The sequence below is a fragment of the Chitinophagales bacterium genome (assembly GCA_041392475.1).
Lineage (GTDB): Bacteria > Bacteroidota > Bacteroidia > Chitinophagales > UBA2359 > JAUHXA01.
This window is the reverse complement of the sequence record JAWKLZ010000003.1, coordinates 617,481-642,079: the sequence shown is the minus strand read 5'-3', so window position 1 is coordinate 642,079 and position 24,599 is coordinate 617,481. Positions and strand designations below refer to the sequence as shown.

The following is a 24,599-nucleotide window of genomic DNA, read 5'->3' as shown; positions in this document are numbered from 1 at the left end:
ACGGTTTCATCTTTAGCGATGTTGCCGATGTTCCATTGTCCTGTGTTGTCGCTGTATGTTCCTCTACTTGGGATGTCACTTACATAAGTCACGCCTTCTGGCAGGTTGTCGAATACGACTACGCCTGTTGCGTTGTTGGGGCCAGCGTTGCTGACTTCAATGGTGTAGGTGAAATTGTCGCCTACATTGATTTCGGTCGCATCGGCTGTTTTGGTCAAAGACAAGTTGATGGCTTGACCTGAAACGGTTGCGCTGTCTTGGTCGTCTTCGCTTGCTACATCGTTGTCGGGAGTAGAGTCTGGGTCGGGTTGGTCGCTTGCCGTTACCTGTGCGGTGTTGGTAAAGCTACCTGCGGCATCAACTGTTGCAGTAATCAACAAGGTTTCTGACTCGCCGATATACAATTCCGAAATGCTCCATTCGCCTGTTGCTTCATTGAAGTTACCTACGCTTGGCATTGCAGAAACAAAGCCCAAACCTGCTGGCAATTCATCCGTCACGACTACATTGGTTGCAATTGCAGAACCATTGTTTTCTACTGTAATGGTGAAAGTGATTTCATCGCCAATGTTCACGATTTGCGTATTCACCAATTTGGTCAATTCCAAATCGGCTGCAATTCCTCCAATGGTTACTTGGTCTTGGTCGTCTTCACTCAAGATGTTGTTGTTCGGTGTAGAATCCACATCGGGTTGGTCGGCTGCGGTGACTTGCGCCACGTTGGTTACTTCACCTTCGGTGTTTACTGTCACCACAATTTCAATACTCTTTGTTGCGTTTGCAGCCAAATCGCCTACTGTCCAAGTGCTTCCAGAGTAAGTTCCATCGCCATTGGCTTCTTCAAAACTTACGCCTGCAGGCAAATTGTCGGTCACGACAACGCCTGTTGCATCCGATGGGCCGTTGTTGGTGATTTCCAAAGTGAATGTCACTTCTTCACCAATGCCTACGGATTCGGGTGCTGCGGTTTTGGTCAATTCCAAGTCAATTTGTACGCCTGTAATGGTGTCGCTGTCTTGGTCATCTTCTCCTTCAATGTTGTTGTTTGGAGTAGAATTGGTGTCGGGTTGGTCGGCTTTGCTGACTTGTGCAGTGTTGGTGATGTCACCTGCTGCTTCGACTTTCGCAATGATGGTTAAGGTAGCACTTGAACCGTTGTCCAAGTTTCCGATTACCCATACATTGGTGTTGCTGCTGTAAGTGCCTGTGCTTGCAGAAGCACTTACGAAGCTCACGCCTGTTGGTAATTGGTCGAATACTTCAACGCCTGTTGCATTGCTTGGGCCTGTGTTGGTCACGTCAATGGTGTAGGTGAAGTTTTCGCCTACATTGATGCTTTCGACACTTGCAACTTTTGTCAAAGACAAGTTGATGGATTCACCTCCAACGGTTGCGCTGTCTTGGTCGTCCTCTCCTTCTACATCGTTGTTAGGTGTAGAATCTGGGTCGGGTTGGTCGCTTGCCGTTACTTGTGCGGTGTTGGTGAAAGGGCCTGTGCCTGTTACTTTTGCAGTAAGGGTCAGTTTTTCATCTTCGCCCACATGGATTTCAGGAATGGTCCAATTTCCTGTTTGTTCGTCATAACTACCTTTTGTAACGGTTGCAGAAACAAAATCTAAGCCTTGCGGCAATTCGTCTGTTACGGTTACGTTGGTCGCTTTTGCTCCGCCATTGTTTTGTACTTCAATGGTAAACACCACGTTTTCGCCTACATTGACAAGTGTTGTGTTCACTTGTTTGACGACTTCCAAATCGGCTGCAATTCCGCCAATGGTGATTTCGTCTTGGTCGTCTTCAAACGGGATGTCGTTGTTAGGTGTAGAGTCGAAATCTGGCTGGTCGGCTGCGGTGACTTCTGCGCTGTTGGTTACTTCGTCTTCGGTCGTTACAGTTACTTCAATGTTTAAAGTTGCCGTTGCGCCTACTGCTAAGTCGCCTACTGTCCAAATATTTCCAACATAAGAGCCATCGCCTGTTGTTCCTACAAGGGTCAATCCTGCGGGCAATTGGTCAGTGACTTCAATGCCTGTTGCATCGGAAGGGCCTTTGTTGATAAGGGTCAAAGTGTAAATGATATTTTCACCTACGTTGACTTGGGTGTTGTCCACTGTTTTGCTCAACTCCAAGTCAATTTGTTCTCCTGCTACTTCTACGCTGTCTTCGTCGTCCTCGCTTTGGTCGCCGTTGTCGTTGTTTGGAGTAGAATCCTTGTCGGGTTCGTTTGCTGCCAAAACTTGTGCAACGTTCTTGATGGTGGTGGCTTCTGTGATTTCGACCACGATTTCAAGGGTTTCCGTTCCGCCATTTACCAAAGTTCCGATGTTCCAAATTCCTGTGCCTTCTGCATAACTACCTCTCGTTGCGGAGGAAGAAATATAGTTCACCTCACCTGGCAATTGGTCGAATACTTGAACGCCTGTTGCATCGGATGGGCCTTTGTTTTCCAACTCAATGGTAAAAGTGAACTGGTCGCCAATGTTTAAGGAAGTAGCATCTGCTGTTTTGGTCAATTCCAAATCAATTTGTTTTGGATTGACGGTTGCGCTGTCTTGGTCGTCTTCGTCAGGATTGCCGTTGTCGACTTCTGAATCGGGGTCGTTTTGGTCGCTTGCAGTGACTTCTGCAATGTTTTCAATTTCGCCCACCATGTTTGCGACTACATCTAAGGTCAAGGTAGCCGTTGCGCCTGATGCCAATGTGCCAACTTCCCAAACGCTTCCATTGAAGTCTCCTTGTGAAGTGGTGAAATCACCCAAACCAATGGTGTTTGGCAAGTTGTCGGTTACTTCTACATTGGTTGCAGCCGAAGGGCCTTTATTGACGAGGGTGATGGTGTATTGGAACATTTCGCCTACGCCAGGATTGGAGTTGCTTGCTACTTTGGTCAATTCCAAATCGGCTACGCCTGTGGCTGTTACAACCGCATCGTCTTGGTCGTCTTCCTGTGCATTGCCATTGTTTGGAGTTGAATCAACGTCTGGTTCATTTGCAGCACTTACTTGTGCAACATTGGTGAATGTGCCTGTGGTTGTCGCTTTTGCAGTCACTACTAAGGTGACGCTTTCTTGAACACCTAGGTTTCCGATTGCCCAAGTGTTGCTGCCATTGCTGTATGTTCCTGAACTTGGATTGTTGTTGACATACATCAAGCCTGCTGGCAAGGCATCGAATACGGCTACACCTGTTGCCGCATCTGGGCCATCGTTGGTGACGATAACGGTGAAGTCAAATTCTTCGCCTACTAAGACGGTTGATTTGCTCACTGTTTTCGCCAATTTGAGGTCAATTTGTGTACCTGAAACGGTGGCATCGTCTTGGTCGTCTTCGCTCAAATCATCGTTGTCGGGTGTAGAATCTGGGTCTGTTTGGTCAGATGCTACGACTTCTGCAACGTTGGTGTAAGGGCCTACGCCTGTGACGGTGGCTACAATGGTTAGTGTTTCGCTTTCGCCTACGGCAAGGTTGGCTACTGACCAAATTCCTGTTGCAGTGGTGTAAGTTCCTTTTGAAGCATCGCTGGAAACGAGGGTCAAACCTGCTGGCAATTGGTCTTCAATTTGAATACCTGTGGCATTTGCGCTTCCATTGTTTTCCAAAGTAACGGTGAAAGTTACTTGGTCGCCAATGTTCACTTTTGAAGGTGAAACTGTTTTGTTTACTTCCAAATCTGCTGCAATTCCTCCCACACTGATTTCGTCTTGATCGTCTTCGCTTGGGATGTTGTTGTTTGGAGTGGAGTCGCTGTCGGGTTGATCGGCTGTGGTGACTTGTGCGCTGTTGGTGACGGTGGATTGGGTCACTACGGTTGCAGTGATTTCCAATGTTGCCGTTCCGTTTGCAGCCAAATCGCCTACTGTCCAAATACCGCTTGTGCTATTGTAGTCCGTTGAAGGATTCGCACTTACGAAAGTCAATCCTGCTGGCAATTGGTCTTTGACGCTTACGCCTGTTGCATCGGATGGCCCGTTGTTTTCAAGTGTTAAGGTAAATACCACATCGTCGTTCAAGGCTACTTGTGTGTTGTTTGCAGATTTGGTGAGTTGGAGGTCAATTTGCTCGCCTGTGAAGGTGGCGTTGTCCTCGTCGTCTTCGCTTTGGTCGCCATCATCGTTTGCAGGGGTAGAATCCACATCTGGTTGGTCGGCTGCGCTGACTTGTGCGGTGTTTTTGATTTCACCTGCTTGTTCGACCTTCACTACGATGGTCAATGTGGCGGAACTTCCTGAATTGAGGTTTCCGACATTCCATTGCCCTGTTTGTGCGCTGTAGGTTCCTGTGGTTGGGAAGGCATTGACGAAGCTTACGCCTATTGGCAATTCGTCGAATACTTTCACGCCTGTCGCATGACTTGGTCCTTTGTTGGTGAGATCAAGAGTATAAACAACTTGGTCGCCTACGTTTGCAGAGGTTTTATTGACGGCTTTGGTCAATTCCAAATCAATTTCTTTGCCGCTTACACTTACGCTGCTTTGGTCGTCTTCGCTTTCTACGTTGTTGTCGGGTGTAGAATCGGGGTCTGTTTGGTCGGAGGTCAAGACTTGGGCAGTGTTGGTGACGGATGCAGTGCCTGTGACGGTTGCTTCAATGGATAAGGTTCGGACTGCGCCAACAGGTACTGTTCCGATTGTCCAAATTCCCGTTGCGTCGTTGTAGTTTCCTACGCTCGGAATAGCTCCTACAAAGTCCAATCCACTTGGCAACAAGTCTTCAACCGTTACGTTGGTGGCATCGGCTGAACCTTGGTTTTGAAGGGTCAAAGTGAAAATCACGTTTTCGCCTTTGTTTACGACTGTTTTGTTTACAGTTTTGGTCAATTCCAAATCTGCTTGTATTCCTCCAATGGTAACAGCATCTTGGTCGTCTTCGGTTGGGTTGTTGTTGTTTGGTGTAGAATCTTTGTCGGGTTGGTCGGCTGCGGTGACTTGTGCGCTGTTGGTCACTTCTTCATCCGTTGTTACCGTTGCAGTAATGGTCAAGGTTGTGCTGCTGTTTGCATCTAAATCACCTACTGTCCATTGACTATTTGCAGCATTGTAGTCTGCGGCAGGGTTGGCACTTACAAAGGTCAAACCTGCTGGCAATTGGTCGGTGATGACTACGCCTGTTGCATTGGAGTTGCTGTTGTTCGCCAAAGTCAAAGTGAAGGTAATGTTGCTGCCTACATTGACATTTGAAGCACTGGCGGTTTTGCTCAGTTCCAAGTCAATTTGTTCGCCTATGACGGTGACAGATTGTTGGTCGTCTTCTGCTTCAATGTTGTTATTAGGTGTTGAATCGGTGTCTGGTTCGTTGGCATCCGATACTTGTGCTGTGTTGGTGAATGTGCCTGCTGCTAAAACTTTGACGGTGATGGTCAAGGTTTCTTCAGAAGCATCATTGGGCAAGCTGCCTACTGTCCAAACGCCTGTTCCTGCGCTGTACGAACCTTGGCTGGCTACGTGGCTTACATAGGCTACGCTGCCTGGCAATTGGTCGAATACTTTTACGCCTGTTGCAGGGTTGTCGCCGTCGTTGGCTACGGTGATGGTGTAGGTGAAGTTGTCTCCTACATTCACTGAGCTTGCGCTGGCTGTTTTGGTCAATGAAACATCAATTTGTTTCCCTGAAACGCTTGCGCTGCTTTCGTCGTCTTCGCTTTGGTCGCCATCGTCGTTGTTTGGTGTTGAGTCTGGGTCGGTTTGGTCGGAAGCGGTGACTTGTGCCACGTTTTTGTAAAGTCCTACGCCTGTTACTTTTGCAGTAATCAACAAGGTTTCGATTTCGCCGACTCCAATTTCTGGAATACTCCAAACACCTGCTGTGTAAGCACCCGTTGAAGGAGATGCAACTACTAAGGTCAAGCCTGTTGGTAATTGGTCGGTGATTTCTACATTGGTTGCTTTTGCTCCACCGTTGTTTTCGAGTGTAATCGTGAACACTACATCGTTGCCAACATTGACCATTGTTTGGTCAACCGTTTTGGAAACTTCCAAATCGGCTTCAATGCCTCCAATGGTTACTTCGTCTTGGTCGTCTTCAAACGGTATGTCGTTGTCGGGTGTAGAGTCTGAATCTGGTTGGTCGGCGGCGGTTACTTCTGCGCTGTTGGTGATTTGAGTGGCAGCGGTTACGGTGGCTTCAATGTTCAAAGTTGCCGTTTCGTCTTTTGCCAAATCGCCTACAGTCCAAATACTTCCTGCATAAGAGCCGTCGCCTGTTGCTGCAACAAAGGTTAAGCCTGTTGGCAATTGGTCTGTGACTTCAATGCCTGTTGCATCAGATGGGCCTTTGTTGATAAGGGTCAAGGTGTAAATGATGTTAGAGCCTACATTGACTTCGGTGACATTTACTGTTTTGTCTAATTCCAAATCAATCTCCTCTCCTGCTACTTCAACGCTGTCTTCGTCGTCTTCGCTTTGGTCGCCATCGTCGTTGTTTGGAGTAGAATCCGCATCTGGTTGGTCGGCTGCAATTACTTGGGTAATGTTGGTTATAGTCGTTGCTTCCAAGATTTTAACAGTGATTTCCAAAGTAGCGGTTGCATCTTTTGCGAGGCTGTTGATGCTCCAAATACCAGAATTGACGCTAAAACCACCTGTTGATTGGGTGTGGCTCACATACTGTACTTCTCCTGGCAATTGGTCGAGCAATTCGATTCCTGTTGCCGTTGAAGGCCCGTTGTTGGTCACTTCAATGGTGAAGGTGAATTGGTCATCTACATTGAGAGAAGTAGCATCAGCTGTTTTGCTTACTTCTAAGTCAATTTGCTCACCTGTGATGGTTGTATTGTCTTGGTCGTCCTCAAATGGTTCATCGTTGTTTGGTGTTGAATCGGGATCTTCTTGGTCAGAAGCGGTGACTTCGGCAGAGTTGGCGATTGTTCCTGCTGCATCTACTCTTGCGGTGATGTTTAAAGTTGCTGTTGCACCTGCTGGTACGTTTCCTACTTCCCAAATACCTGTTGCAGCGGTGTAGTCTCCTTGTGAACCGTTGGCGGTTAAAAAGAATAGATTGCTGTCTAATAAGTCTGTCACCTCAACATTGGTTGCCGTTGAAGGGCCATTGTTGGTCAATGTGAGTGTATAAACGATATTTTCACCTACGCCTACGACTGTGTTGTTGGCTACTTTGGACAATTCCAAATCGGCTACTCCGCTGATAGTAACGGAAGCATTATCTTCGTCATCTTCGCTTTGGTCGCCGTTGTCGTTGTTTGGAGTTGAATCCACATCAGGTTCATTTGCAGCACTTACTTGTGCTACATTTGTATAAAATCCTGCGGTTGTTCCCCTTGCTACAATTTGAAGAGCAACACTTTCACCTATGCCCAATTCTCCTATTGTCCATGTATTGCTTGTTGAGCTATAAGTACCTGAACTTGGATTGCTGGACAAGTATTGAAGTCCTGTTGGTAGGGCATCAAATATAGCTACGCCTGTTGCTGCATCTGGGCCTTTGTTGATAACAGTTACCGTGAAAGTAAATGCTTCACCTACTAAGCCAGTGGCTTTATCGACTACTTTGGTCAATTCGAGGTCAATTTGTGTGCCTGAAACAGTTGCATCGTCTTGGTCGTCTTCACCTTCTTCGCCATTGTTTGGAGTAGAATCAGGGTCGGGTTGGTCAGAAGCGATGACTTCTGCAACATTGGTGTAAGGGCCTACGCCTGTGACGGTGGCTACAATGGTTAGGGTTTCACTTTCGCCTACGGCAAGGTTGGCTACTGACCAAATACCTGTTGAAGTGACATAGTTGCCTTTTGTTGCATCGCTTGAAACGAGGGTCAATCCTGCGGGCAATTGGTCTTCAATTTGGATGCCTGTGGCATTTGCGCTACCGTTGTTTTCGAGGGTAACGGTGAATGTCACTTGGTCGCCAATGTTCACTTTTGAAGGAGAAGCGGTTTTGTTTACTTCCAAATCTGCGGCAATTCCTCCCACACTGATTTCGTCTTGGTCGTCTTCCGTTGGAACGCTGTTGTTTGGTGTTGAATCCACATCGGGTTGGTCGGCTGCGGTTACTTGTGCTACGTTGGTAACGGTTTCTTCTGTCACAACGGTTGCTGTGATTTCCAAAGTCGTTGTTCCGTTTGCAGCCAAATCACCTACTGTCCACACGCCGCTGCCTGAGTTGTAGGCGGCAGATGGGTTGGCACTTACAAAAGTCAAACCTGCGGGCAGTTGGTCTTTGACGCTTACGCCTGTTGCATCGGATGGGCCTTTGTTTTCGAGCGTTAGGGTAAATACCACATTGTCGTTCAAGGCTACTTGTGTGTTATTGGCTGACTTGGTGAGTTCGAGGTCAATTTGCTCGCCTGTGAAGGTGGCATTGTCCTCATCGTCTTCGCTTTGGTCGCCGTTGTCGTTTGCAGGAGTGGAATCCACATCTGGTTGGTCAGCTGCGCTGACTTGTGCCACGTTTTTGATTGTTCCTGCTTGTTCGACTTTCACTACGATGGTCAAAGTTTCGGAATCTCCATTGGCGAGGTTGCCAATGTTCCATTGTCCCGTTTGTGCGCTGTATGTTCCTGTGCTTGGGAAGGCATTGACAAAACTTAGGCCTGATGGCAGTTCGTCAAAGACGGATACGCCTGTTGCGTTGGAAGGACCTTTGTTGGTCAAATCGACTGTATAAACTACTTGGTCGCCTACATTTGCGGAGGTTTTATTGACGGATTTGGTCAATTCCAAATCTATTTCCTTTCCGCTAACGGTTGCGCTGTCTTGGTCGTCTTCATTTTCATCGTTGTTATCTGGTGTTGAATCTGGGTCGGTTTGGTCGGAGCTGACTACTTCTGCAACGTTGGTGACTGCGGCTGTACCTGTCACGGTTGCTTCAATGGTCAAAGTCCGAACTCCGCCTACTTGCAGTGTTCCTACATTCCATATTCCTGTAACTTCGCTGTATGTTCCTACACTTGGCGTTGCGCTTACGAATGTCAATCCACTTGGTAGCAAGTCTTTGACGGTGACATTGGTTGCATTGGCTGAACCTTGGTTTTGAAGGGTCAAAGTGAAAATCACATTGTCGCCTTTGTTCACCACTGTTTTGTCGACTTCTTTGGTCAATTCCAAATCGGCTTGTATTCCTCCAATGGTGACTTCGTCTTGGTCGTCTTCGTTTGGATTGTCGTTGTTGGGTGTTGAGTCTTTGTCTGGTTGGTCGGCTTCGGTCACTTCTGCGCTGTTGGTCAATTGGGTATCAACTGTAACGGTTGCAGTGATGGTCAAAATTGTACTGCTGTTTGCAGCCAAATCGCCTACTGTCCATTTGCCATTTGCAGCATTGTAGTCTGCTGTTGGGTCGGCACTTACAAAGGTCAATCCTGCGGGCAATTGGTCTGTGACGACTACGCCTGTTGCATTGGAGTTGCTGTTGTTCGCCAAAGTCAAGGTGAAGGTGATGTTTTCGCCAACATTGACGCTGGAAGCACTGGCGGTTTTGCTCAACTCTAAGTCGATTTGTTCACCTGTTACTTCTGCATCGTCTTGGTCGTCTTCACTTGGAATGTTGTTGTTTGGAGTAGAGTCTGAGTCAGGTTGGTCGGCGGCACTGACTTGTGCAACGTTTTTGAAGCTACCTGATGCTACTACTTTCACCACGATGGTCAAAGTTTCAGAATCACCATTTCCAATATTTCCTACATTCCAAATTCCAGAGCCTGCGCTGTATGTTCCTGTTGAAGCGGTTGCACTGACATACGTTACATTGCTCGGCAATTGGTCGAATACTTGAACGCCTGTTGCATCGGAAGGTCCTTGATTTGTCAAGTCAATGGTGTAAACGAAGTTGTCGCCAATGTTTACAGATGTTGCACTTGCTGATTTTTCGATTTCCAAGTCAATTTCTAAGGCTTCAAAATCCGCTTTGTCTTGGTCGTCTTCAAATGGTTCGTTGTTGTTGGGCGTAGAATCGGGGTCGTCTTGGTCGCTTGCGGTGATTTCTGCACTGTTGGTGTAGTCACCTGCTTCGTCGACTCTTGCGGTGATGGTCAATGTTGCAGAAGCATCTTTTGCTAAATTGCCGACTGTCCAAACTGTTCCATTGAAGTTTCCCTGTGAGCTTTGGGCTGCAAGGAAGAACAAGCCGCTTGGCAGGTTGTCGGTGACTTCAATTCCTGTGGCATTGGAAGGTCCATCGTTGGTGACAGTGAGGGTAAATACCACATTGTCGCCCACACCTACCGTTTGTTGATTTACTTCTTTGGTCAAACTCAAATCTGCTACTGGGTCGCCCGAAAGCGTTGCATCGTCTTGGTCGTCTTCAGCTGCTACATTGTTGTTGGGCGTAGAATCGGTGTCAGGTTCGTTTGCTTCGATGACTTGCGCCACGTTGTAAATCGTTCCTTCTTCTGCAATGATGACACTGATAACCAAAGTAGCCGTTTCGTCTTTTGGCAAATTACCGATGTTCCAAATACCTGTGTTGTGGTTGTAAGTTCCGTAATCGGCATTGGAGTTTACAAAGGTTAATTGAAGCGGTAAATTGTCTGCTACTTTCACGCCTGTTGCATCACTCAATCCTTCATTCAAAACGGTGATGGTGTAGGCGAATGGCGTTCCTACTTGACCTTCCGTAATGCTTGCGGTTTTGGTCAAATTGAGGTCAATCGTACATGGATTGATGGTCACGTTGATGGAAGTTGTTCCGTTTTCGCAAGTATCATCAGTGGTTTCTACGGCGTAGTAACTGCCCGAAGTTGTTGGATTGTAGGTTGTTGCAGTTTCTCCATTGATGATGGTTCCTGTTGGGTACGTTCCTGTGTACCATTGGTAGGTTGAAGTGGCTGCTCCTGTCACTCTCAATGTTAGGGTTTCGTAAGAGCAAGCTACTGTTTTTCCATTGTCGGAAGTGAGAATAGGCTGTGGCAAATTGTTTTTGGTGATGGACACAGCAGAGGATGTTGCCGTACAATCGGTATCGTTGTTGATGATGGTAACGGTATAATATCCTGTTGTAGTGGCGGTATAAGTGTAAGTTGGGGTAGTAGTTGTTGCTACAATTACCTCGTCTTTTTTCCACTTCAAGGTGTAGTTTCCTGCTGGCGTAACTGCTGCAGTCAATACAATTCCATCTTCTCCTTGACAAAACTCTTGTGGGCCTGTTGGAGAAAGTGTGACTGATGTTCCTGAACAGTTGGGGTCGTTCAAGGTAACTGTTAAGCTCTTGATACAACCTTTGGCATCGGTGGCAGTGACAGTGTGTGTGCCTTTGCTTAGGTTGCTTGCCGTTGTGCCTGTTTGACCACTTGGCGACCAAGTGAGGGTGATTGGAGCAGTTCCGCCAGAAACGGATACTTCAATAGACCCGTCTGTGCCATTTACGGTTGTTGGGTCGCTGGATGAAACCAAAGAAAGTACAATGGCTGAAGGTTGGGTAATCGTTCCGCTTGCTTCTGCGGTGCAATTGTTGGCATCCGTTACAACCACATTGTAGGTATCGGGTGCTAAATTGTTTTGGTCTTTGGGGTTGTTGGCTCCTGCCAAGTTGTCCCAGTTGTATTTGTAAGGAGGTACTCCTCCTGCTACTGTCAATTGTAGGCTGCCATTGTCGAAACCGTTGCAGCTTACACTGGTAGTGGATACGCTTGCACTCAATTCGGAAGGTTGGGTGATTTGGACAGAGGCTGTTGCTTCACAGTTGCCATTGTCGGAAGTGACTTTGACGGTGTAAGTGCCTGCTGGCAAATCATCTGCTGTTGCAGTAGTTGCTACAACTGTTCCTCCAGCATTTTTCCATTCGTAAGTGTAAATGGTGTTGCCGCCTGAAGCGTTTACGGTTGCAGAACCTGTGCTACTGCCATTGCAGTTCACGTTTTCAGAATTGGTGATGTTTGCTTGTAGGTTGCAATCGGGACCGCCAACGATGATACCGCTCACTATCACTTGGCAATTGTTGGCATCTTTGATGGTGACGCTGTATGTACCTTCTACTAAACCTGTGAATTGTCCGTTGCTGTTGGTAACGTTGCCAGGGCTTAGGGTGAAGGTGTAAGGGGCGGTTCCGCCTGTTGCCGAAACGGTTACGCTTCCTTCGCTACCACCTACGGTTGTTGTGTTGGTGGTGGAATAGGTTGGTTGAATGCTGGTTGGTTCTAAGATGGTGACATTTCGCATATCGCTACATCCCAAACCATCTGTTACTTCAACGGTGTATGTTCCCGCTTGCAAATTGCTGGCAGTGGAAACGCCTGTGTTGTTGGTTTCGGTGAAGCCGTTGCTCCAAACAAAACTGTATGGGGCTTTTCCTTCCAATGCGCTTGCAGTGGCAGAACCATCGTTGCCTTCGTTGCACTCGGTAGCCAATGAGGTAATGTCCAATGTGGTTTCGCATTCCAAACTCAAACTCACACTCACGGATTCTTTACAATCGTTGTCGTCAATAACTTCAATGGTGTAGGCTCCTGCGGTTAAGCCTGTAAATGTGCCTGTTGCATTGGAAGCCGTTGCAGTTCCCGACAAATTGAAGGTGTATGGAGATGCGCCGCCAATAACGGTGATTGTGATACTTCCATCATTGCCGCCTGCGCTTGAAGTAGGGCTGGTTTTGGAAGATCCCAAAGTCAAGCCGTCTTCGCATGGGTCGGTCAAATTGAAGGATTCGGTTTGGTTGCAACCGTTGATATCGGTGATGGTGACAACGTGCGTACCTGCATTTAAGCCTGTGGCGGTTGTTCCTGTTTGTCCGCTTGGCTGCCATACAATGCTCAATACGCCTGTGCCGCCCGATACAGAAATTTCGATGCTGCCATCGCCTCCTGTTGCAGAAGGTTCTGTTTTGGTGACTAATGTAATTTCAATCAATTCTGGCTCGTCGACTGTTCCCGTTGCAGTAGCCGTACAATTGTTGGCATCTGTTACGATTACAGAGTAAGTACCTTGCGCCAAATCTACTTGGTCTTGTGGGTTGCTTGTTCCTGACAAGTTATCCCAATCGTAGTTGTAAGGAGGTGTTCCGCCTGTGACGGTCAAATCCACTTGTCCATCGTCGTAGCCAAAACAAGTAATATCGCTTACTGCAATTTCGGCACTGAGTTTGGATGGTTCGGTGATTTGGATGGAAGCCGTTGAAATGCAATTGCCGCCATCGGATGTCACCTTCAATACATAGGTTCCTGCAATGAGGTTGGTCGCATTTTCCGTTGAAGAAACGACTGTTCCACCAGCGTTTTTCCATTGATAGGTATAAGGTGCGTTTCCGCCTGTGACCAAAGCACTTGCCGAACCTGTGTTGTTGCCTTTGCAGTCAATGTGCTGGACATTGGAGATGACTGCTTGCAAATTGCAGCCTGGCTCGTTGATAATGATTCCACTTATTTCGACTTCGCAATCGTTGGCATCTTTGACGACTACACTATAAGTACCTGCTGTTAAGCCTGTGAATTGACCTGTGCTGTTGGTCACATTTCCTGGAGTGAGTGTGTAGCTGTAAGGTGCTGTTCCGCCTGATGTGGTGACGGTAATCGAGCCTTCGTTGCCGCCTGTGGTTGTTGCGTCACTTGTGATGTGAGAGGCATTGATGCTATTTGGCTCAAAAATGGTGACGGTGCGTTCTTTTTCACATCCCAAAGCGTCCACAACATTCACGGTGTAAGTTCCTGCGGGTAGGTTGGAGATGGTCGAAACGCCTGTTTGGTTGTTGGCATCTGTTGTATTGTTGCTCCAAGAGAAGGTGAACGGTGCTGTTCCGCCTGTTGCTGTTGCAGTGGCTGAGCCGTCTGTGCCGTCGTTGCAGCTTGCATTGGTTGGGTTGAATTCTACTTCCAATTCACAAATCAAATTCAAAACAACGCTTGTGCTTTCGGAACAATCGTTGGCATCTTTGGCAGAAACAGTGTAAGTTCCTGCATTGAGGTTGTTGAATACGCCTGTTTGATTGGTGGCCGATGCTGCTCCGCTCAATGTATAGACGATGGGTGCAGTTCCACCATTGGTTTCTGCTACAATAGAACCGTTGTTGCCGCCTCCGCTTGAAGTTGGGTCGGTTTTTTCGGTTGTCAAACCTAAGCCTGCTTCACATGGATTGTCCAAAATAAAGGTTTTGGATTTGGTACAACCGTTTACGTCTGTGACTTGTACGGTGTGTGTACCTGCGCCCAAATTGGAAGCCGTTTGTCCTGTTTGACCGCTTGGCGACCAAGTGTAGTTCAATACGCCTGTTCCGCCTGTTGCTTCAACGGTAATAGAACCGTTGTTGTTGGCAGCCGTTGGCGTGTTGATGTTGAGGGTTTGAATGCTGATGGCATCGGGTTCTTCTACAAATCCTTGTGCAGAAGTTGTGCAACCGTTGGCATCGGTGATATTGACGATGTATAAACCTTCCGATAATCCCGTTTGGTCTTGTGGTTGTCCAGTGCCTGAAAGGTTGTTCCAACTGTAAGTGTATGGGGTTGTTCCTCCATTGATGGTCAAATCAACTTCGCCATTGTTGAAGCCAAAGCAAGTGATGTTGCTCACTGCAATGCTTGCGCTCAAAATGGACGGTTGGGTGATTTGAATGGAATTGCTGTTGGAACAGTTTCCGCCATCAGAAAATACGGTGATGGTGTAAGTTCCTGCGGGCAAGTTATCGGCTGTTGCAGTAGTTGCTACGACTGTTCCGCCCGCATTTTTCCATTGGTAGGTGTAAGGTGCGTTTCCGCCTGATGGGGTAACGGTTGCTGAACCTGTGCTGTTGCCATTGCAATCCACATTTTCGGAGTTGGTGATGATTGCTTGAACGGTGCAACCTGGCTCGTTGATGATGATTCCGCTTACGACTGTTGGGCAATCGTTGTCATCTGTAACGGTGACGCTGTATTGTCCTGCGCTTAGGTTGTTGAATGTTCCTGTGCTGTTTGTACCAGAGCCATTGCCTCCCAAAGTGAAGGTATAGGGTGCTGTTCCGCCCGAAGCAGTGACGGTGATTGAACCGTTTGTACCGCCTGTGGTGCTTACGTCTGTTGTAGAAAGTGTGGTCAAAATGCTTGAAGGCTCAAGAATGGTGACTGTTCTTTCTTTTTCACATCCCAAAGCGTCCACGACATTGACGGTGTATGGACCTGCGGATAAACCTGTTGCAGTGGAAGTTCCGCTGGTTGATTCTGTAAAGCCGTTGCTCCAAGTGAAAGTGAATGGTGCTGTTCCGTCTATTGCTGTTGCAGTAGCTGAACCGTTGTTTCCTTCTTTGCAGCTTACATTGTTTTTGGTGAAAGTTGCATCCAATTCACAAATTAGGTTCAAGACTACGCTTGTTTGTGTTTGGCAATCTTCGTCGTCCACAACGGTAATGATGTATGTTCCTGCGCTTAGGTTGTTGAATACGCCTGTGCTGTTTGTTCCCGAACCATCACCACTTAAAGTGTAGGTGTAGGGTGCGTTGCCGTTGTTTGCCGTTGCGGTGATGTTGCCGTTGTTGCCGCCTCCTCCAGAAGTTGGGTCGACTTTTTGGGTCGTTAGGGTCATGCCGCTTGCACATGGATTGACCAAAGTGTAGGTAGCAGATTCGGTACATCCGTTTACGTCTTTGACGGTGACGGTGTAAGTGCCTTCTGTCAGGTTGGTAATGGCTGGGCCTGTTTGCCCTGTGTTCCAAGAGTAGGTCAAAATGCCTGTTCCGCCTGCTGCATTGACGATGATAGAACCGTCATTGCCTGCTGCGGTTGGGTCAGTTTTGGCTGTTAAGCTAATCGCAATCGGTGCTGGGTTATTGACTGTTGCTGTTTTGGTGACGGTACAACCGTTGGCGTCGGTCACGATTACGGCATACGTTCCTTGTGCTAAACCTGTTTGGTCTTGTGGGTCGTCTGTTCCTGCAAGGTTGTCCCAATCATAGTTGTAGGGCGATGTTCCGCCGCTTACGGTGAGGTCTAATTGTCCGTTGTTGAAGTTGTTGCAGGTGATGTTGGTGACTGCAATGCTGGCGTTCAATACAGAAGGTTGGGTTATCTGTATGGAGGCGGTTGCGGTACAGTTGCCATTGTCGGAAGAAGCGGTGACTACGTAAGTTCCTTTTGGTAGATTGTTTACCGTTGCCGTTGTTCCTACGGTTGTTCCACCTGCATTTTTCCATACATAAGCGTAAGGTTGGTTTCCGCCTGAAGCCAATGCCGTTGCAGAACCTGTGCTGTTGCCATTGCAGTCCACATTTTCGGAATCGCTGACGACTACACTGATGCTACAAGTGGGTTGTCCTACAATGATGCCGCTTACCACGACTTCGCAATCGTTGGCATCTTTGACTGTGACAGAATAGGTTGCAGCACTGAGGTTGTCAAAAAATCCATCGGTGCTTTCTACATTGCCAGGATTCAGGGTGAAGGTGTAAGGGGCTGTTCCGCCTGTTGCAGAAATGTTGATGCTGCCATCTGTGCCTCCTACTGTGCTCACGTTTTGTGAGGTGAAACTCGGTGAAATGTTGGTCGGTTCGGTGATGATAACACTGCTTTGTTTTTGACAACCCAATGCGTCTATCACTTCAACGGTGTAAGTTCCTGCCTCCAAATTTTCAATGGTTGCAGTGCCACTTGTGTTTTCGGAAAATCCATTGCTCCAATTGAAGGTGAATGGTGCTAAACCGTTTGTTGCAGTGGCAGTAGCAGAACCATCTTCGCCATCTTTGCAGTTTACGTTTGTTTTTTCAAAGGTAATTCCCAATTCGCAAACGGTGCTGAGGACTACGCTTGTCAAATTGGTACAACCATTCACATCTTCTACTTCAATGGTGTAGGTTCCTGCTCCAAGGCTTGTGAATTGTCCTGTTGGGCTGGTATCCGAACCGTCTCCTCCAAGTGTGTAAGTATAGGGTGATGTTCCGCCTGTAGTGGTTGCAGTGATGCTACCATTGTTGCCGCCTCCACTGGATGTAGGGTCGGTTTTGGAGGTCGAAAGGGTCAAGCCGCCTGCACATGGATTGATGAGGGTATAGGATTTGGAGGTTACACAATTGTTTACGTCTGTTACATTGACGGTGTAAGTTCCTGCGGATAAACCTGTTGCGGTTGTTCCTGTTTGTCCATTGCTCCAAACGGCAGTCAATACGCCTTTTCCACCTGAATAGGCTACTTCAATTGAGCCGTTGTTGTTGGCAGCAGAAGGTTGGTTCAATTCGACTAAGGTAATGGTGATTGGACCAGGTTCTTCTACTGTTCCGCTGGTCAAAACTGTACAGCCGTTTGCATCTGTTACCAGTACATTGTAGGTATCGGGAGCTAAGTCGGTTTGGTCTTGTGGATTGTTTGTTCCTGGCAAATTGCCCCAATCGTAGTTGTAGGGGGATGTTCCGCCATTGACGGTCAAATCCACTTGTCCGTTGTCGAAGCCAAAACAGGTAATGTCTGTCACTGCAATTTCGGCTGCCAATACAGAAGGTTGAGAAATTTGGATAGAGGCAGCAGCAGAACAATTGCCGTTGTCGGAAAAGACGGTGGCGATGTATGTATTGGCTGGTAAGTTGCTGACGGTTGCTGTTGTGCCTACTACTGTGCCTTCGGAGTTTTTCCACTCATAGGTATAGGGTTGGTTTCCTCCAACTGCGGTGACGGTGGCTGAACCTGTGCTGTTACCATTGCAGTCCACGTTTTGGGAACTGCTGATGGCTGCTTCTACTTCGCATCCTGGCTCATTGACGATGATTCCACTGATTTCGATGGGGCAGTTGTTGGCATCTTTGACCAAAACGGTGTAAGTATCTGCCGATAAACCTGTGAAATTACCTGTGCTGTTGGTGACATTGCCTGGGTTCAAAGTGAAAGTATAGTTTGGTGTCCCACCCGAAGCTGAAACGCTGATTTCGCCATTGCTGCCGCCTACGGTTGTAGCTGGTTCGACATTGAAGGAAGTGGCTACTGCGGTCGGTTCGGTGATGGTGACGGTGCGTTCTTTTTCGCATCCCAAAGCATCAACTACATTGACCGTATAGGGTCCTGCTTCTAAGCCTGAAATGGTAGAAGTTCCGCTTGTGGTTTCTGTTGTGCCATTGCTCCAAATGAAGGTGAAAGGTGCTGTGCCGTTTATTGCAGTGGCAGTGGCAGTACCATCGTTTCCTTCATTGCAGTTTACATTTGTTTTGGTGAAAGTGGCATCCAATTCACAAATCAAGTTTAAGACTACGCTGGTCACTTCCTGACATCCATCGGCATCAATTGCAGTGACGGTGTAAGTTCCTGCATTTAAGTTGTTGAATGTTCCTGTGCTGTTGGTGCCAGAACCATCGCCGCTTAAAGTGTAGGTATAAGGTGCTTCGCCTCCTGTTGCGGTTGCTTCAATGCTTCCGTTGTTGCCGCCTCCGCTTGAAGTTGGGTCGGTTTTTTGGGTAGCAAGATTGAAACCGCCAGTACATGGATTGATGAGGTTGAAGGTTTTGGATTCGGTACAGCCGTTTACATCTGTGACGGTGACAATGTATGTTCCTTCTGACAGATTGGTGGCGGCTGGTCCCGTTTGACCGTTGTTCCAGTTGTATATCAAAACGCCCGTTCCGCCTTCTGCATTGACGGTAATCGAGCCGTCGTTGCCTGCTGCGGTGGGTTGGTTTTCGGAAATGGTGATGATATTGAGCGCATCGGGTTCATTGACAGTTGCGGTTTTGGTGACTTGACATCCATTGAAGTCTGTGACGACTACGGTATAGGTTCCTGGCTGTAATCCTGTTTGGTCTTGCGGATTGTTGGTTCCTGCAATGTTGTTCCAATTGTATTTGTAAGGAGAAGTTCCTCCACTTACGGTTAAGTCCAATTGTCCGTTGTCGAAACCATTGCAGGTGATGTTGGTGACTGCAATGCTGGCGGTCAATACGGATGGTTCGGTGATTTGAACCGATGCGGATTTGGAACAGTTGCCATTGTCTGAAAAGACGGTGATGGTGTAAGTTCCTGCGGGGACATTGCTGATGCTTGCTGTTGTGCTGATGGTCGTTCCACCTGCGTTTTTCCATTGGTAGGTGTAAGGGGCATTTCCGCCCGAAGCGGTAGCAGTGGCTGAACCTGTGCTGTTGCCGTTGCAGTCCACATTTTGGGAATCGCTTACGACTACATCGACTGAGCAGCCTGGCTCGTTGATGATAATGCTGTTGATGACTGCTTCGCAATCATTGGCATCTTTGACGGTCACGCTGTAAGTTCCTGCAGTTAAGCCTGTAAAGTTGCCTGTGTTGTTGGTGACGTTTCCTGGGCTAAGTACGTAGCTGTAAGGGCTTGTTCCACCTGAAGCTGAAACGTTGATTTCGCCTTGGTTGCCGCCAACGGTTGTGGCATTTTGGACGGTGAAACTGGTCAATAGGTCGGTTGGTTCGAGTACGGTGACGGTGCGTTCTTTTTCACACCCCAGAGCGTCAACGACATTGACAGTGTAAGGGCCTGCTGCCAAACCTGTTGCAGTGGAAGGCCCGCTTTTTGTTTCGGTGAATCCATTGCTCCAAGTATAGGTGAATGGTGCTAAACCGTCAACGGCTGTTGCAGTGGCTGTTCCGTCATTTCCGCCTTTGCAGCTTACTTTTGTTTTGGTGAAAGTTGCATCTAATTCACATATCAAGTTGAGTACCACACTTGTTTGTTCTTGACATCCTTCATCATCTACTGCTGTAACGAGGTATGTTCCTGCGCTTAGGTTGTTGAAGTTTCCTGTGGCGTTTGTTCCTGTGCCATCACCGCTTAGGGTGTAGGTGTAAGGTGGATGTCCGTTTTGGGCTTCTGCTACAATGCTTCCGTTGTTGCCCCCGCCACCCGATGTTGGGTCGGTTTTTTGGGTCAAAAGGTCGAAACCTCCTGCACATGGGTCGGTGACTTCAATTGTTCCTGTATTGGAGCAGGAGATTCCTGCTTGGTCTTCAATGGTGTAGTTGAAGGTGACGGTGCCGATGAAGGTGGAGGAAGTATTGAAGGTGATTTCAGCGCCATTTTGGGTGAATAAACCTGCATTGGAGGGTTGGATATTGGAGAATACCAAACTTCCGAGATTGAGGTCTCCTTGTCCATCGGGGTCTGAAACATAAGTATAAATGTCGAATACAAAATCGTTGCTTTTTTGTACGCTTCCTGTAATAGCGTTACAAACGGGAGGTTCTGATTGGGGTTCTTCTTGGCAGAATACTTCCAAATCTCCTAAGCCGTTTGCTTTTCCTGTTGAAGGAGCATTTCCTGCATAGAGTTGGAAACTGCTTTTGGTGCGGCTTCCGTTGATATTGCTCAACCATAAGATTCCGCCTGCATTTGCTTGGTTGTTGTTGGGATTCATGGCTACTAAAGCTACTTCGCCAGAACCTGGGTGAAGGGCGATGCCTCCAAAACTTGTTTCTTGGTGGTAGCCGCTATAGGGTTGGAAGGGATTGTAATCCCAAACTTCTCCCCAATAAAATTCACCTCCGCCTGGACCTTGTCCGCTGCCTTGGCCTAGACTTGTGGTTAAACCATCGCAGCCTCCATTGCTCTCCAATTCAAAACAGCCGTTGTTGTTGCAAACTCGCAAGATGTCGCCTGCTGTTTGGGCTTGGGTCAAAGAGTTTGTTGAAGGATAACTACCTGGCAGGTAGTTGTTTGCTCCTACTTGATGCCCGTTTCTGTCCATAAATGCCAAAATCATCGCTCCGTCCACATCAAATTCGATGTCGGACAAAATTGGCTGTGGATAGATTCCATATTGTGCTTCGTTTGAAATAGTGGAGTAGGTATCGTGCCACGGTAGCCATTCTGCATCTTCTGATTGATTGCCACCTACTTTTCCTCTTGGATAATCCAATGCGAAATTGAAGATGGGTGTCCATGTTGAACCATTGTAGGCCATGACATGCGCCCAAAGATCGTCTGTGCTTTGTGAGGTTTCGGCCGAACAAACGATACCTACATAGACCAAACCGCCATAAACTTTCAAGCCAAATGGTCGGTAATCACCGTCTGAACATCCTGGGTCTGGAATGGTGATTTTATAGGTCAAGGTTGGGTTTGTCCCTGCAATGTTGATGGCAACCAATTCTTTTTGGAAAAGGTTGACTGTGTATAGGGTAGTTTCGTCTTCTGAAATATCTAAGTCACCCAAAGAACGCTTTCCGACTGCTTCAAAAGCCAGTGCATCCCATGAAGGAAGACCTGGCTCTTTTGCCAATTCGTTGGGGTCGTTCATGGGTGGAGAGGTTGGGGTTCTTGTGTCGCTTCCCACATTTACGCCCAAAGTGCTTAGGTCTATCAATGGGGTAACGGGTAATGTAGAGGAAATGGTGTTGTTGTTGATGGCGTAAATACCGCCTACGCCTAATGGACCGTAACCAACGTGTCGTTTTAAGAAAGCAGAGGTATAGAGGGTTTTGGTAGAGCTTTGGTAGGCTACTCCCCAAACAGAACCAACTTTGTCTGCGGTTACTTTTTTGATATTTGGATTGCCTTGTGCTGTTCCTGAACTGTTGTATGGGAATGAAACATAGGCTACTGCTGTTCCACTTCCTCCACCTGCTAATGGGTCGCCATTGACATAACAAGGAGTGGATAGTTGCAACACATCTGAACATACTACTGGAGTAGGGCCAGTAGGAGGAATGGATTTGATGGTGAATGTTCCTGTTCCATTGCAGATTTCACCGTCTTGGTCGGCTATGCTGTAATCGAAGCTTGCAGTGCCGATAAACAACGGAGCTGGTGTGAAGGTGACATTTGCACCATTTTTACTGATTGTTCCTGCGGTGGACGGTTCGAGATTGTTGAAGGTCAATGTGCTTACATCAATGTCGCTTTGGCCATCGGGGTCAGATACAAAATCGTATATACTGAAGGTGATGCTGCCGCTTGCCAATTGTTTACTTTTTGCAATGGTATTGCAGTTGGGCGATTGGTTGCAACCTTCTTGTGTGTTTTCTAGTAGAATACTTTGGAAATCATCTTCACAACTGAATGGGCCTTCAACGTACAATTGATATTCACCTGGAGGCAAATTGTTGTAAACTTGCGTTTTGTCGGTTGTGGTAGTGACGATTGGTGCGCCTATTGGGGGGGTGAAGGTGTATGTGTAAGTTCCGTTTGGACCGCCTACTTGGGCAGTGATTGATCCGTTGCTTTCGCCACATGAAGGCTGAGTAACTGGATTCAATACGGTGCTGCATGTCAATAGACAGGTTTCGGAGGCATCTACAAAAACCCCTGCGTAAACGGCTGATTGTCCATTTTTGCCGTTGGGGTTTGCAGCTGTTCCTCTGGAACATACTAAGACTTCGATTTGGGTGACAGAAGCAGGAACGTCTTGCATGGTGATTTCACCGATTGCGGCTTCATGTCCTGCGTTTTGGACGTTGAACCATGCTTCTGCTGGTGTGTATCCAGATACACCTATGGGGGTCAATCGCACGTAGGAGTTTCTGCCATCGTTCGTAAATTCGGAGAAGGCAAATTCAAAGTGTATGTCTCTGATAGTTGCTGCTGGTGGTACGCTGAATGTTTCTTGCACACAGTCGTCTGCTACGCCATCGGGTATCATGTCGTTGGTGCTGCCACTGCAACAGTATAGACTGGTGATTTTGCCTAATTGTCCAGAGAATGCCCCTTCAAAACCTGGTGGTTCGCTGAATACATAGGCAACGACTGAACGTATTGCTGTACCCGAAATTGGAGTGACAGTAAAGGTTGTAACATTTGTTGGTGCATTGAAGAAAAAGACAGTTCGGTAGTAGGTTGCGCCTTTTGTACCTGAATCTTGTTGTGGATAGGCGGTTTGGATTGTTCCGTTAACTGCAAAATTGACACTGTTCGGAAAACCTGAAGTGCCTTTGTAATATGCAATGAGTTCTAATTTGGTGACAAAATCTTCGTCAAATTCGGGGTCGTTTACCAAGCTGACTATATTGATGGTGTGTGTGGATTGATTGTACATTCCTTCGGTTATCATGTCAACTCTTACACCTTCGTCACATTCAAATACAAATGGCTCTTGACAGTCTTCAAAGACGGTTTGAGTACCTGTGACGGGGTCGCAAACTCCTCCGCTGACGTACTCGGGTGCGTTGGTGGCAGTTCCGTCTTGTAGGAAGATATTGTAATCTCCGTCGCATAAGCCTGTTATTTCGATAATGGAATTGCTGCTTGTGACTGTTCCGCTGCTTGTGCCTGAATAACTTACTTGATAAGGTGGTGTTCCATTGATGGGTTCTATGATTATTTTTCCATCGCAATTGGTATCGCAACTGGGCAGTTGGCTCAAACTCATCGCCAAATCGTCGGGTACTACTTCAATGGTGACGGTTGCTTTTGGGCTGCAAAACTCAATCGGTGTACACCCGTCGTAATCGTCACATACTTTGTATTGGAAGGTTTTTGTGCCTGTGAAATTGTTAGGAGGTGTGAAAGTAACATATCCATTAGAGGTATTGATATTGACTGTCCAACCTGCAGGGGTTGGGTCAAATTCGAGAGTGGTCAAATCCATGTTGCCTTCGTTGTCTGCATCGTTTTTGATGACATCAATGACTACAGAAGTGTTTATACAGGTTTCTCCGTGGTCGTCGTTAACTGCGATAGGGGCACGATTGATTAAACAATCTACCCCTTCAAAATCTGGCTTCGTTGTCCATGAAGTGACGACTTCTGTTATTTCCGAAATCACACCTGTTGTTTTATTGATGCGGAAAAAATATTGGTCGTCCACGCCATACAAATTTCCATCATTGTCAAATGCCAGTCCATCTACGTCTTGGCTCAATTGGGTAATGATGGTGGCATTTCCTGAATTGGGTGGAAGTTTCATTAAGAAGTCATTTCCTGCATCTGTTCCGTTGCTGTTTTTGAGATCGGTGGCAATATAAACATCTCCAGTACAGGGTTCGATTGCCATATCTTCGGGTTCACCCCAAATATAGTTGTTGGGATTGCTTCCTGTGATGGTCAGAGGAAGATAATCTTGTCCGTTGATACCGTTGTTTACAAATTGTCCTTTAGTTAAGTCGACTTGGGCGATATAAGTAGTTCCGCTGTTTCGTCCTGTACCATAAATTTTGTTGTTGAATATGTCAACATTTAAGCCAAACATATTGTCTAAAATCAAGTTACTGGGCGAATTGGCTGTTCCCCAATCTCCTGAACTGTTGATAATCGAAACCGCATCAGTTGCAGGGTTATAGCTCGCCAAATTGTCTCCATTAGCATAGGATAAGTAGAGTAAGTCGTTGAAAATAACCAATTCTACAATTAGGGTAATATTTGGTTGATAGACAAAATCAAAGTCTGAACTGTTTTTGGGTGTTTTGTCGGGATTTTCAATAACGTAGATATTGCCTCCATTGTACTCATCGGCAAAGAAACAGGCATAGCCGTATTCTGAGAATACTGAGTTGGTTTGGGTTTCTGTGCCTTCTGGCGGCAGAATGGCGGCTTTTACATGGGCAAATGGGGACAAAAAGTTGGATATCCACTCTAAGTTGCTGATTACATTGATTTGCAGCATGATTGGGATATTGCTTTTTTCTTTCAATTGAAGTGAAGAAAAAGAGGTAACAGGTGTATCTGCTGCTACTAAATGAATAGGATTTTGAATGAGTAATGCTGACATCAGCATTAGGGTCAATAAAATGCACTTTTTGGGGTGGCTTATTTCCCCTTTGTTTTTGGTTGATAACTTCATCTTTTGGGATTGGATGTTTCTGAAAGTTTTTGGTCGTACTTGTTTTTTCAT

At 47.0% G+C, this 24,599-nt stretch carries 1 protein-coding gene (only partly in view); it reads right to left on the bottom strand.

What is annotated here, in order from left to right:
* Positions 1-24,599 carry the 5' portion of an SdrD B-like domain-containing protein gene (locus R3E32_25470; GenBank protein MEZ4888103.1) on the bottom strand. Its footprint begins 14,257 nt before the window's first position, so the window shows 24,599 of its 38,856 coding nt (coding positions 1-24,599); it begins with the start codon at positions 24,597-24,599; its stop codon lies beyond the left edge, outside the window.